The 12,853-nt window shown below is 73.3% G+C and carries 9 protein-coding genes and 1 pseudogene; 8 read left to right on the top strand and 2 right to left on the bottom strand.

Going from position 1 to position 12,853, the window contains the following annotated elements; all coding sequences use genetic code 11:
- Nucleotides 1–465: 465 nt before the first annotated feature.
- From AB0947_RS05980 to AB0947_RS05965, 4 genes are all read left to right on the top strand, one after another.
- Nucleotides 466–1,374, top strand: coding sequence for a zinc-binding dehydrogenase (locus AB0947_RS05980; protein WP_366749027.1), 909 nt, complete (start codon nt 466–468; stop codon nt 1,372–1,374).
- 73 nt (nt 1,375–1,447) lie between these two features.
- Entirely contained in the window at nt 1,448–2,485 is a 1,038-nt protein-coding gene (locus tag AB0947_RS05975) for an AraC family transcriptional regulator (RefSeq protein ID WP_366749026.1), read from the top strand.
- Between the two features lie 793 nt (nt 2,486–3,278).
- On the top strand, nt 3,279–3,698 hold the full coding sequence (panD, locus tag AB0947_RS05970) for an aspartate 1-decarboxylase (protein ID WP_366749025.1): 420 nt from the start codon (nt 3,279–3,281) through the stop codon (nt 3,696–3,698).
- 30 nt (nt 3,699–3,728) lie between these two features.
- The gene (locus AB0947_RS05965; protein WP_366749024.1) at nt 3,729–4,073 is read left to right on the top strand and encodes a GNAT family N-acetyltransferase; all 345 of its coding nucleotides are present in this window, start codon (nt 3,729–3,731) and stop codon (nt 4,071–4,073) included.
- Between the two features lie 647 nt (nt 4,074–4,720).
- Here the strand turns inward: AB0947_RS05965 and gndA are convergent.
- Complete coding sequence (gndA, locus tag AB0947_RS05960; RefSeq protein WP_366749023.1) at nt 4,721–6,160, bottom strand: NADP-dependent phosphogluconate dehydrogenase; 1,440 nt, start codon at nt 6,158–6,160, stop codon at nt 4,721–4,723.
- A 271-nt stretch (nt 6,161–6,431) separates the two neighbouring features.
- Here gndA and AB0947_RS05955 point away from each other — a divergent pair, with 271 nt between their 5' ends.
- Nucleotides 6,432–7,586 carry a transglycosylase family protein gene (locus AB0947_RS05955; RefSeq protein ID WP_366749022.1) on the top strand — a complete coding sequence of 385 codons (1,155 nt, stop codon included), beginning with the start codon at nt 6,432–6,434 and terminating at the stop codon, nt 7,584–7,586.
- Between the two features lie 940 nt (nt 7,587–8,526).
- Here AB0947_RS05955 and AB0947_RS05950 read toward each other — a convergent pair.
- Nucleotides 8,527–9,357 (bottom strand): annotated as a pseudogene (locus AB0947_RS05950) (DMT family transporter); the annotation flags it as partial.
- A 228-nt stretch (nt 9,358–9,585) separates the two neighbouring features.
- Between AB0947_RS05950 and AB0947_RS05945 the strand changes: the two are divergent.
- The 3 genes from AB0947_RS05945 to glgC are packed head-to-tail and all read left to right on the top strand — an operon-like array spanning nt 9,586 to nt 12,828.
- Nucleotides 9,586–10,365, top strand: a complete 780-nt coding sequence (locus AB0947_RS05945) for a (2Fe-2S)-binding protein (RefSeq protein WP_366749182.1) — start codon at nt 9,586–9,588, stop codon at nt 10,363–10,365.
- A 40-nt stretch (nt 10,366–10,405) separates the two neighbouring features.
- Nucleotides 10,406–11,557, top strand: coding sequence for a glycogen synthase (glgA, locus tag AB0947_RS05940; protein WP_366749021.1), 1,152 nt, complete (start codon nt 10,406–10,408; stop codon nt 11,555–11,557).
- A gap of 50 nt (nt 11,558–11,607) precedes the next feature.
- Complete coding sequence (gene glgC / locus AB0947_RS05935; protein WP_366749020.1) at nt 11,608–12,828, top strand: glucose-1-phosphate adenylyltransferase; 1,221 nt, start codon at nt 11,608–11,610, stop codon at nt 12,826–12,828.
- The last annotated feature ends 25 nt before the right edge of the window (nt 12,829–12,853 follow it).

Here is a 12,853-nt window from a genome sequence, read left to right as displayed (position 1 = left end):
CCACGCAGAGCCCCGTGCCGCCGATGCCGCAGGTGTCCTTCACCCGTTGTCCCAGTGCAGCGGATCACCCCCCAACTCACCGAAGAGGTTCTTCACGTGTCTTCTTCCGGACTCAGTCCTGGCAGCATGCTCATCCTGAGCAGCCTCACCGGGCCGGCGACCGCCAGGCTGTTGCCCACCGCACGGCGTGGTCCCGTCCGGAAGCGGACCGCGAATCGGTGAAGGCAGCGGTCCAGGCTCGGTAGGTGGGGTCATGGACGGCTGGACGCTTCATCGGATGCGTGTGGAAGTCGACGCGTCGCGAATCGCGCTGACACAGATGGTCAACTGATCGATTCTCATGGGGCTGGTCGCCGGCCTGGTCGTGCGTAGGGTTCCAAGGAGGCGGCGGTGCGGCATTCGCGCACTCGATCCGCTGCCGCGCCGAGTGGTCAGGCGCATCCACGAGAGAAGGAAGCACACCTTATGCGCGCCCTTGTGGTCGATCACAGCGAGGCGGGACCCGTCCGGTTCGCCGACGTCGACGAGCCCGTGCCGTCCGCCGGCGAGACGCTGGTGGAGATACGGCACATCGGTCTCAATTTCGGGGAGCTGAAGTACCCGCACGAGTGGCCGGACGGCGCTGTGCACGGCCACAACGCCGCCGGTGTCGTGGTGCGGGCCGCATCCGACGGCTCGGGGCCGCCCGAAGGCACGCGCGTCGCGCTGGGAATGGCCCCCTACGCGTGGGCGGAGCGGGTGGCGGTCGGCCCCGACTGGCTCGGCACCGTCCCCGAGGGTGTGGAGCTGGCCGACGCCGCCGCGCTGGGGGTCGCCGGAGTCACCGCGCTGCGGGTGTTGCGCAAGCGTTCCGTACTGGCGCGCAAAGTCCTGGTCACCGGCGCCAGCGGGGGTGTCGGGCACTTCGCCGTCCAACTGGCGGCGCTGGCGGGCGCCCGAGTGGCGGCACTCGTCGGCTCGCCGGACCGGGCCGCCGGGCTCCGCGAACTGGGGGCCGAGGAGGTCCTGACCGATCTGGACGAGACCGAGGACCGGTTCGACCTCGTCCTGGACACGGTCGGCGGGCCGGTATCGGCCCGGGCGTGGAGTTCCCTCGCCGAGGGCGGCGCCCTCCACCTGGTCGGTGTCACTTCGGGCCAGGACACCAGGTTCCCCTCAGGGACCTTGCTCGGGTTCGGCGAACCCCGCACCATCGCCACCTTCGGCGACATGACGCCGCCCAGTCAGGAGCTGACGGATCTCCTGGGCCTCGTAGCGGCCGGGAGAATCGCGGTACCGGTGGGCCTGCGAGGCGATTGGAGGGACGTGGACGACGCCGTCCGGGCGCTGTTCGCCCGGACGGTGCACGGAAAGATCGTTCTCGATGTGACCTGAAACCATGGACGAGAACACCAGCGACGTCGCGCTCGGCCGTCGCGATTCCCGATGGTCGGCGAGGGCGGTAACCATGGATGTGCTTGCGGAGGTCTTGCGGGTTTCGGGTGCGCGAGGAGCGCTCGGGGTGGTGTTGAAGGCCGGAGGAATGTGGGGCCAGTGGCTGGACACCTATCCGGGAGCGGCACTGCACGTGGTGTCCCGTGGCACGATGTGGCTCCACGTCACTGGCGAGAAGCCCCTGGAGGTGCGGGCCGGGGACGCCGTCCTGGTGTCGTCGGGCACCCCGCATGGGATAGCCGGCGGACCCAGCGTGACGATGGGTTCCTGCGACCGTGAGGCGGCGGTCCGGGCCCTCACCGAGGGCGGCGCTCTCCGGCTGGGCTCGGCACCGGAGCGGACGGAGGTGATCGTCCTGCACTATGAGCAGGACCCGGAGGTGAGCACACCGGTGCTCACCTTCCTCGCCCGGCCGGTACACGTCACAGCCCGCGAGAACGCACAGTTCGGAAGAACCGTCGAACTGCTCACGACGGAACTCGCACACCCGCAGATCGGCACCACCGCCGTCGTCAACAGCATCGTCGACCTCCTGCTCGTCCAGTTCATACGCGCCTGGCTGGCCCGCCACCCGGAGGAGCGGTCCGGCTCGTGGCTGGGCGCGATGCGTGATCCGGTCGTACGCGACGCCCTGGCACATGTCCACGCCCGACCGGAACACCCTTGGACCACGCAGACGCTGGCCGCCGCGGCGAACGTCTCCCGCGCGACGCTGTCCAGGCGCTTCCGGTCCGCCCTTGGACAGACACCGGGCGCGTACGTGACACAGTGGCGCATGGACCTGGCGTCCGTCCGGCTCCGCGACACCGACGAACCGGTCGAGTCGATATCCGACGCGGTGGGATACGGTTCCGCGCACGCTTTCCACCGTGCCTTCCGCCGTGCCCGGGGCATGGCCCCGGGCGAGTACCGTTCTCGACTTCGCGAGCGACCACAGGCAGGCGAGCACCGGCAACGCTTCAGCACCAGTACGACGCCCTGTCCCGCGTCAGCGATGCGACCGCCTCAGTCAGTGGCCGCACCTCCTCCACCCCAGCGCACCGACCGGTGAATCGCCCCGGGACCGGTGGAGGCTCCATGCGTTGACCCCAGCCCCCGGTTGGGGCGGGACGTTACCGATCGCACGGTGCAGGCGCTGGTTGTCGAACCAGTCGATCTACTCCCGGCCTTGAGCCGGGGGTGCCCCCCACCGCGGTGCTGAGTTCGAAGTCGGCGCGACCGTGCCGGAGCCTGCGGGATGCCGGTTCGGTCTCGCGGCGCCACAGGGACGTGTCGAGGGCGTCGAGGACGAACTCGGCCCGCTTGCCGGTGGCGGCGGACCGGACGACGATCACCAGGGAGAACACGGCCACGACGAAGACGACGGAGACGATCCCGGCCCAGGCGGCAATTTAGGCGAGGCCGCTGACCACCACTCTGGTCAGGGCGTTGCAGATCGGCTCGACTCCGAACACCTGCCGACGGGCGTCGATGAACGCCACGAGCGCTTCGACGGCCGGCGTCGACCTCGGCCTTGCGGACCCACGTCCGCACCGTCCCGGCGAAGCCGACGCCCAGCGTGGTCGGGACGGACCTCCGCGACCATACGCACCGCTGACTCACGAAGCTCGGCAGGGTGAGGGGACGGACGCGCCGTGACTCGTTCCCCCAGGGAATCAAGCGATTCACTCCCGGTCGGTGGCTTCGCGGCAGCCTGCCTCGCGCAAATCAGGCAGGTGAGAAGCCTGCTCGCCTTGGCGCACGTTGTTCTGGAAAGTCTTCGAGTCGGAGACACGCCCGTGTACAGTGAATACCGCCCTTGACCTGCACAAAGCAGGCAGGGAGCCGTCTTTCAGGAGTTCGACATGCTGCGCACCATGTTCAAGTCCAAGATCCACAGAGCCACCGTCACCCAGGCCGACCTGCACTACGTGGGATCGGTGACCATCGACGCGGATCTCCTCGACGCCGCCGACCTGTTGCCCGGGGAACTGGTGCACATCGTGGACGTCACCAACGGCGCCCGGCTGGAGACGTACGTCATCGAGGGTGAGCGCGGGTCCGGGGTCATCGGGATCAACGGGGCCGCGGCCCACCTCGTGCACCCCGGCGACCTCGTGATCATCATCAGCTACGCCCAGGTCACCGACGCGGAGGCGAGCGCGCTGCGGCCCCGGATCGTGCACGTCGACGCCGGCAACCGGATCGTGTCCCTCGGCGCCGATCCGTCCGAACCGGTCCCCGGCTCGGACCAGCAGCGCAGCCCGCAGGCCGTAGGAGCCTGACCCGGACGAGGACCAGGAGCGTGCGTGCCCATGAGCGGCACCGGGATCCGCGACGACCGGGCGGCGGGCCGCCTGGAGGCCGTCGGCGACGGCGAAGTCGTCGGCCGCATCGAGTACTTCGTCCTGGAGGCGCATGAGCGCGCCCTGGTCCCCGTCCACACGATCGTCGAGCCCGCCCACGAGGGCAAGGGCATCGCCGGATCGCTCGCCCGCGCGTTGTACGCCCTCGCCGGGCGCGAGGGCGTCCCGGTGGCCCCGCTCTGCCCGTACGTCGTGACGTGGGCCGAACGCCATCCCGAGGCGGCCCCGCCGGCCGACCCCCGGCTGCTGTCGGCCGCGAAGGACTGGCTGCGCGCCCACCCTGACCGCTTCTGATCGAGCGACGGTCCGCTCGGGCCCACCCAGGCCCACCCGGGCCGACCCAGGTCGGTCGGAGCGCGCGGCGCCCCCGCGTCCGTCTCTCGGCGTGCCGTCGCCCTCGGGGTCGTCCCTCCAGGAGCGAGTGCGACCCCGGCCGCCTCCCGGGAACGCCCCCGCGACCCGTCCCGTCGGCCACCCGCCCGGACCCGTTCGGTGCTGCCGTCGGGTGAGTGGCCGGGCGGTCGCCGGGTAGGCGGGGGAGTAGTCCAGAGGCGACGTCCCGTGACTGCCCGGAGGACAGCATGACGAACCCGCATCCCGACCCGGTACCGCCGGGCCCGACACCGGGTCCGGGCCCGACCCCGCCGGATCCGTACCCGAGCCCGGTGCCGACCCCGGAACCGGTCCCGGAGCCCACGCCACCCCCACCGGGGCCCGACCCAAGCCCGCCGCCGCCCCACCCCGGCCCCCCGGAGCCGTCCCCGTCCCCCATCCCGCCGGGCCCGGAGCCCGTACCGAGCCCGGAGCCGGGGCCTCCGCTCACCTGAGACACGGGAGGGGCCGGACGCCCGCACCATGAGGGGCGCCGGGCTCCTCCCGGGCGCGCGGGGCGGTACCGGGACGTACGGCCGAGACGAACGTGCCCGTCGAACCGCGCCGGGCTACGCGGTCACCTCGGTGCGGTCCCCGCCCCACAGCGTGTGGAACGTGCCGTCCCGGTCCACCCTCCGGTACGTGTGCGCACCGAAGAAGTCCCGCTGCCCCTGCGTCAGCGCCGCCGGCAGCCGTTCCGCCCGCAGCGCGTCGTAGTACGCCAGCGCCGCCGCGAAGCCCGGCGTCGGCACGCCCTGCCGGGTCGCCGCGACCAGGACCTCCCGCCAGTCGTCCTGCGCCTCGGCGATCTCGCGGGCGAACGTCTCGTCCGACAGCAGGCTCGGCAGGTCGGCCCGGGCGTCGTACGCCGCGCGGATGCGGTCGAGGAACGCGGCCCGGATGATGCAGCCGCCCCGCCAGATCGAGGCCACCGCGCCCAGGTCGATGTCCCAGCCGTACTCCTCGCTGCCCGCGGCGATCTCGTGGAAGCCCTGTGTGTACGACACGATCTTGGACGCGTACAGCGCCTGCTCCACCCGGTCGGCGAAGGCGGCCGCCTCCGACTCGCCCAGCGGCGACGGCTTCGGGCCGGCCAGGTCCCGCGAAGCGGCCCGCAGCGGCGCGTGGCCGGACAGCGAGCGGGCGAAGACCGCCTCGGCGATGCCGGACACCGGAACACCGAGGTCCAGCGCGATCTGCACCGTCCAGCGGCCGGTGCCCTTCTGCTCGGCCTGGTCCACCACGACGTCCACGAACGGCTTGCCGGTGGCCGCGTCCACGTGGGACAGCACCTCGGCGGTGATCTCGATCAGGTACGAGTCCAGCCGGCCGGTGTTCCAGGTGCGGAAGATGTCGGCGATCTGCGCCGGGGAGTACCCGGCGACGTCGCGCAGCAACTGGTACGCCTCGCCGATCAGCTGCATGTCGGCGTACTCGATGCCGTTGTGGACCATCTTCACGAAGTGCCCGGCACCGTCGGGGCCCACGTGCGTCACGCACGGCGCGCCGTCCTCCGCCTTCGCGGAGATCTTCTCCAGCATCGGGCCCAGCGACCCGTACGACTCCTTCGAACCGCCCGGCATGATGCTCGGGCCGTGCAGCGCGCCCTCCTCGCCGCCGGAGATGCCCGCGCCGACGAAGTGGATGCCCCGCTCGCGCAGCTCACGCTCCCGGCGCCGGGTGTCGGCGAAGTGCGCGTTGCCGCCGTCGATGATCATGTCGCCCGGCTCCAGCAGCGGGGCGAACTCCTCGATCACCGCGTCCGTCGGCTGGCCCGCCTTGACCATGATGACCAGCCGGCGCGGGCGTTCCAGGGCCGCCACGAACTCCTCGGCGGTCTCGGCCGCGACGAAGTCGCCCTCGTCCCCGAACTCCTCCACCAGCGCCTTCGTGCGCGACACCGTACGGTTGTGCACGGCGACCGTGTAGCCGTTGCGCGCGAAGTTCCGCGCGAGGTTGCGGCCCATGACCGCGAGGCCCGTGACGCCGATCTGCGCTGAAGTGCTCATACCGCCTGCTCCCTGTTGCCTCGTGTACTACGGCTCCGTCAGTACGGGTCCCTGCCCATCCTGACGTGCCGCTACGGCGAGCGCACATCCGACCCGCCAGGCATCTGTACGCAGCGGGACCGCCGTCCGCCTCACTGACCGGCCCGGCGGATCAAGCAGGGGCCGTTCCCGGCCACTTGGGTCGCACGGGAGGCCGAATTCCAGTCTTGTCATGGCCAGTTCGTGGCGCTTACTTTTGCCGCTCCTGACGCATGCCGAGGGGATTTCGGACATGGCCGTACGCGGCCGGCACCGCCGGTACCAGCCGAACAGGATCAACCGCGCCTCACTCACCGTCACGGCGGGCGGTGCCGGCCTCGCGATCCCGCTGGTCGCCGCCGGCACCGCGAACGCCGCCGACGTGGCGACCTGGAACAAGGTCGCCGCCTGCGAGTCCAGCGGCAACTGGAGCATCAACACGGGCAACGGCTACTACGGCGGACTGCAGTTCACCCAGTCCACCTGGGAGGCGTACGGCGGCGCACGGTTCGCACCGCGCGCCGACCTGGCCACCAGAGCCGAGCAGATGGCCGTCGCCGAGAAGGTCCTCGACGGGCAGGGTCCCGGCGCCTGGCCGGTGTGCTCGGGGCAGGCCGGGCTGACCCGGGGCGGACCCGCCCCCGGCGTGCACACCGAGACCAGCGCCACGCGCCCCGCGAAGACCGGCTCCGCGCATTCCGGCTCCGTCAAGGACGTGCGGCCGCAGACGACCCCGCAGTCCCGGGCCGGCCGGGCCGAGATGTACACCGTGGTGCACGGCGACACCCTCTCCGGCATCGCCGGCGACCACCACGTCACGGGCGGCTGGCGCACCCTGTACGCGGGCAACCGCACCACGATCGGCGCCGACCCCGACCTGATCATCCCGGGGCAGCGGCTCAGCCTGGACGGCACCGCGACCCGCTCCGCGCCCTCCAAGGCACCGAGGAAGAAGGCGCCTTCGGAGCACCCCACCACCCACCACACGCCACCGCCGACCCGGCACGCGCTCGTCGCCCCGGTCACCGCCTCCGTCGGCACCGGGTACCACGTGGCGGGCTCCCACTGGTCGAAGGGCTACCACACCGGCGTCGACTTCCTCGTGCCGACCGGCACCTCCGTGAAGGCGGCGGCGGCCGGGCGCGTGGTGGCCGCGGGCTGGGGCGGCTCGTACGGCTACCAGGTCGTGATCCGGCACGCCGACGGCCGCTACACCCAGTACGCCCACCTGTCGGCCATCGCCGTGCGCGACGGCCAGAGCGTCACCGCGGGCCAGCGCATCGGCCGCTCCGGCTCCACCGGGAACGTGACGGGCCCGCACCTGCACTTCGAGGTGCGCACCGGGCCCGGGTTCGGCTCGGACATCGACCCGCTCGCCTACCTCCGGGCCGGCGGCGTCAGGATCTGACGCGGGTACGGTGCAGGGCCGGCAACGGCACCGGCAGCGGTACGGCGACGCCCGCGGGCAGCGGGGCGTACGACACCGGGGGTACACCGTCGGTGACCGTCCCGGCACCGCCGGTGCCCGCCATTCCGCCGCTCCCGGGCGGCCCGGACACCGACAGCCCGGACACGCCCGGGTCGGCGGCCTCCGCGAGGACGGCCGCGTCGCTCGGCTCGGCGTGCGTCGTGGCCTCGGCCGGACCGGTGGGTACGAGTCGTTGGGCCGGCTCTGGGTGGCCGACCGGTTCGGCTGCCGTGGCGCGGGCCGCCGGCTCGCTCGTCCCCGTGCGCGTCAACGGCTCGGCGGCCCTCAAGGGGACGACCGCCTCGCTCACCTCCGCGCCGCCCCGGGCCTCGGCCGGACCGGTGGGTACGACTCGTTGGGCCGGCTCCGGGTGGCCGACCGGTTCGCCCGCCCCGGTGCACGTCAGCGGCTCAGGCGCCCTCACAGAGACGACCGCGGCACTCACCTCGGCGCCGACCACGCCCTCGGCCACCCCCACGCGGACGCCCGCCTCGACGCCCACCACGGCCCCCTTCAGACCCGCGCGGCCGGCCGGCTCGCCCAGACCCGCGCGGCCGGCCGGCTCGCCCAGACCCGCGCGGCCGGCCGGCTCGCCCGGCTCGGCCCGGGCCGGGGCCGTCGGCCCGGGGACGCGCACCGGCTCGCTCGGCCCGGCGGGGTACGCCGGTTCGGGCGTCCCGGCGCGTGCCTCCGGCCCGGCCGCTCCGGTGTTGGGGTCCGCGTGCGCGCCCCGCTCCGCACCCGCAGCCCCGCCCGCGCGCGGTTGCGGCACGGTGGGACGCGCGGGGGCCGTGGACCCCGTCTCCGCGGCCACCGGTACTCCCCGCGCGGGGGGCCCGGCCGGTGCCGAAGCGGCGGACGCCGGCCCGTCCGCGGCCGTCTCGCGGGTCAGCCGCTCCGTCGTCAGCATGATCAGGCCGCCGGCCGCCACCACACCGCAGCCCAGGGCCAGCACGGTGCCCGTGGTGCCGTAACGGAACGTCTCGCCGAACAACAGGATGCCGACCGCGGCGGCCAGCACCGGATTGACCACCGTCAGCGTGGCCAGCGGCGCGGCGAGGCCGCCGCCCCGGTAGGAGGCCTGGGACAGCAGGACGCCGGCGACCGCGAACAGCCCGATCACCGCGAGCGAGGGCAGGTCGCCCAGCGCGATGCCGTCGCTCCAGTCGACGGCGACGGTCTTGGTGAACACCGACGACATGCCGAACGCTATGCCGGAGGCGGTGGCGAGGAGCACGCTGCGCACGGCGGGGTGCCGGTGCGCGGCCAGGCCCGCGCACATCAGCGCCACCACCGCCCCGCCGGTGACCAGCGCGACCGCCAGCCGCTGGGCCGGGGCCAGGGAGTGCCCGGAGGAGGAGCCGACCAGGGAGAGCAGACCGGCGAGGCCCACCGTGGCCATGAGCGCGCCGCGCCAGGCGGTCGCGCCGGCCCGGCGGCCGACGCACAGCGCCGCCAGGGGCAGTGCGAAGACGATGGTCAGCGCGCCGAGCGGCTGGACCAGGCTGAGCGGACCGTAGGCCAGCGCCACGACGTGCAGCACGCCCCCGAGACCGTTGAGCGCCAGCGCACCCCACCAGCCCGGCCGGCGCAGCGGCAGGTACCCGCTGTCGGGAGAGGACACCGCGACCTGCTCCTGCACGATCGCTCCGCCCGCGTAGGCGAGGGCGGAGACGACCGACAGGAGCACGGACAACGCCAGGGCGCTCATCGGTGTCTCCTCTGCGTGCGACGGGCGTCCTGGGCCCGGCGCGGGGTACGGTCGGCTGCCATGGCCAACACTCTGCCCGCCCGGCTGCTTCCCGTCGTCGTACCTGAGCACGCAATGCGTCCTACTGCCGATGGAGTACGGCAGCGGCCTGATCATCCCCTGGACGGGTGAACGCGGGCGGGCCCCCGCCCGGTCACGCCCGCGGCGGGCCTGGTACGAGTGTCTGCCGTGGACCTGGACCCCGATCTCTCCGCCCTGCGCGCGCTCGGCGGCTTCTTCCCCCTGCGCACCCTCCCGGGCACCGCCGACGGCACCGGCGCCCGACGGCTGCCGGCCCTCGCGGAGAGCTACGCGGAGGGCTACGCGGCGACGGCCACGGAGACCGGCCGCCGCGATCCGCTGGCGCTGCGCGTCGCCACCGTCGCGGACCGGCTCGGGACCGGCGAGCCCCGGGTCGCGGCCTCCCTCGCCCAGCAGGGACTGGCCGCGCGGCTGTGGTCGGCGGCCCTCGGCTGTGCCGTCCTGTACGGCCGGCTGCCCGACCTGGACCCGCGTCTGCTGCGCTGGGACGCCCGTGCCGCCGTCCCCGACGATCTGTGGCTCACCGAGCTGCGCCCGCTGCCGGGGGACGCCGCCACGCTCGCCGGCACCGTGCTGCACGGTCATCTGGAGCCCCTGGCGCGGGTCCTGCGGGCCCGCTACGGCGTCGCGCCGGGCCTGCTGTGGGGCAACGCGGGCTCCGCGCTCGCCGCGACCGCCCGGGAACTGGGCCGCTGGGCCCGCGCCCACGGCCGTACCGACGTCGCGGCCCGCACCCGGACGCTCACCGGTGACCTCTTCGCCCACCCCCTGCTGAGCGCCACCGGCACCCGCACCGGTCCGGCGTTCCGGCGCCGCAGCTGCTGTCTGTACTACCGGGTGCCCGGCGGCGGGCTCTGCGGCGACTGCTGCCTCACCGCGGCGCCGCGCTCCTCCCCGCGCTCTTCCCCGGGCGCCGCATCTGGGTGACCATGAGGGGAACCTGCCACCGAGACCAAGGGGTTGCCGGGTGCGAGTGGGACTGCTGAGCCGGGAGTACCCCCCGGATGTGTACGGCGGCGCCGGTGTCCATGTGGAGTTCCTCGCCCGCGAGTTGGCGGCCCTGGTGGACCTGGAGGTGCACTGCTGGGGCGAGGGCCGCGGCGTCGGCGTCGTACGGCACCGGCCCTGGTCCGTCCTCGACGGCTCCAACGACGCGCTGCGCACCTTCTCCGTGGACCTCGCCATGGCCGCCGCCCTCGAAGGCCGCGAACTCGTCCACTCCCACACCTGGTACGCCAATCTCGCCGGCCATGTCGCCAAGCTGCTGTACGGCATCCCGCACGTGGTCACCGCGCACTCGCTGGAGCCGCTGCGCCCCTGGAAGGCCGAGCAGCTCGGCGGCGGCTACGCGCTCTCGGGCTGGGCCGAGCGCACCGCGATAGAGGCCGCCGACGCGGTGATCGCCGTCTCCGGCGCCATGCGCGACGACATCCTCGCCTGCTACCCGGCCCTCGACCCGGCCCGCGTCCACGTCGTCCACAACGGCATCGACACCCGCCTGTACCGGCCCGACCACGGCACCGACGCGCTCACCCGGCACGGCATCGACCCCACCCGCCCGTACGTCCTGTTCGTCGGCCGCATCACCCGGCAGAAGGGCGTGCCCCATCTGCTGCGCGCGGTACGGGACATCGACCCCGGCGCCCAGGTCGTGCTGTGCGCGGGCGCGCCCGACACCCCCGAGATCGACCGGGAGTTCCAGGAGCTGTTCGAGGAGCTGCGCCGGGTGCGGGCGGGCGTGTTCTGGATCCCGCAGATGCTGCCGCGCACGGAGGTGATCCAGCTCCTCACGCACGCCGCGGTGTTCGCCTGCCCGTCGGTGTACGAGCCGCTGGGCATCGTCAACCTGGAGGCGATGGCCTGCGGCACGCCGGTCGTCGCGTCCCGGGTGGGCGGCATCCCCGAGGTGGTCGACGACGGCCGTACCGGTCTCCTGGTCGACGCGGACGACGACTTCGAGCCCGGGCTCGCCCGTGCCCTGGACACCGTCCTCGGCGATCCGGACGCGGCGCGGCGCATGGGCGAGGCCGGACGGGCCCGCGCGGTGGGGGAGTTCGGCTGGGACGCGGTGGCCCGCCGCACGGCGGGGCTGTACGAGGAGATCCTCAAGCAGGCTTAGTCCGGCCCGCTCGGGGCAATGATGGTTCAACCACGGTGAGGGGAGCGGCCATGCGTCGTGGAGGGCCTTCCGTACTCGGGATCGTGCTGGCCGGCGGCGAGGGCAAACGCCTGATGCCGCTGACCGCGGACCGCGCCAAGCCGGCCGTCACCTTCGGCGGCACCTACCGGCTCGTCGACTTCGTCCTGTCCAACCTCGTCAACGCCGACGTGCTGCGCATCTGTGTGCTCACCCAGTACAAGTCGCACTCGCTGGACCGGCACATCACCACCACCTGGCGGATGTCCAGCCTGCTCGGCAACTACGTCACCCCGGTCCCCGCCCAGCAGCGGCTCGGCCCGCGCTGGTACCTGGGCAGCGCCGACGCCCTCCTGCAGTCGCTGAACCTGGTCCACGACGAACAGCCCGAGTACGTGGCCGTGTTCGGCGCCGACCACGTGTACCGCATGGACCCGCGGCAGATGCTGGCGCAGCACATCGAGGGCGGCGCGGGCGTGACGGTGGCGGGCATCCGGGTGCCGCGCGCGGAGTCCGCCTCCTTCGGGGTGATCACCCCGGGCTCGGACGGCCGTACCGTCGAGCGCTTCCTGGAGAAGCCCGCCGACCCCCCGGGCCTGCCGGACGACCCGGACAGGATCTTCGCGTCGATGGGCAACTACCTCTTCACCACGAAGGTCCTGATCGAGGCACTGCACCGGGACGCCGAGGACAGCCAGTCCGTGCACGACATGGGCGGCTCGATCCTGCCCCAGCTGACCGCGCGCGGCGAGGCGCAGCTGTACGACTTCTGCGACAACCACGTGCCCGGCGAGACCAGCCGCGACCAGGGCTACTGGCGGGACGTGGGCACCCTGGACGCCTACTACGAGGCTCACATGGACCTGATCGCCGAGCGCCCGGCGTTCAACCTCTACAACCGGCAGTGGCCCATCTACACGCACTCCTACCAGCTCTCCCCGGCCCGCTTCAACGCGGGCGGCATCGCGAGCGAGTCCATCATCAGCGCGGGCTGCCTGATCCGCGGCCAGGTCACCCGGTCGGTGCTCTCCCCGGGTGTCCGCGTCGACCCCGGTGCGGTCGTCCAGGGCTCGGTCCTGCACGACAACGTCCGCATCGGCCGGGGCGCGGTGGTCCGCGGCGCCGTGCTGGACAAGAACGTCGAGGTGCCGCCCGGCGCGACGATCGGCGTCAACCCGGAGCGGGACGCCGAGCTGTACACCGTGTCCAAGGGCGGGGTCATCGCGTTGGGGAAGGGGCAGCGGGTGCCCTGACGGACAGGGCGTCAGCCGCCGCGAC

The organism is Streptomyces sp. NPDC047841, from assembly GCF_040704085.1.
Taxonomy (GTDB): Bacteria; Actinomycetota; Actinomycetes; order Streptomycetales; family Streptomycetaceae; genus Streptomyces; species Streptomyces argyrophylli.
The sequence above is the reverse complement of the archived record's forward strand: the minus strand, read 5'-3'. Positions and strand labels throughout refer to the sequence as shown.

What these genes read in the sequence shown, in the direction of transcription:
- AB0947_RS05980 (WP_366749027.1), top strand. Translation starts at nt 466, where the DNA reads ATGCGCGCCCTTGTGGTCGATCACAGCGAGGCGGGACCCGTCCGGTTC.
- AB0947_RS05975 (WP_366749026.1), top strand. Translation starts at nt 1,448, where the DNA reads ATGGATGTGCTTGCGGAGGTCTTGCGGGTTTCGGGTGCGCGAGGAGCG.
- panD (WP_366749025.1), top strand. Translation starts at nt 3,279, where the DNA reads ATGCTGCGCACCATGTTCAAGTCCAAGATCCACAGAGCCACCGTCACC.
- AB0947_RS05965 (WP_366749024.1), top strand. Translation starts at nt 3,729, where the DNA reads ATGAGCGGCACCGGGATCCGCGACGACCGGGCGGCGGGCCGCCTGGAG.
- gndA (WP_366749023.1), bottom strand. Translation starts at nt 6,160, where the DNA reads ATGAGCACTTCAGCGCAGATCGGCGTCACGGGCCTCGCGGTCATGGGC.
- AB0947_RS05955 (WP_366749022.1), top strand. Translation starts at nt 6,432, where the DNA reads ATGGCCGTACGCGGCCGGCACCGCCGGTACCAGCCGAACAGGATCAAC.
- glgC (WP_366749020.1), top strand. Translation starts at nt 11,608, where the DNA reads ATGCGTCGTGGAGGGCCTTCCGTACTCGGGATCGTGCTGGCCGGCGGC.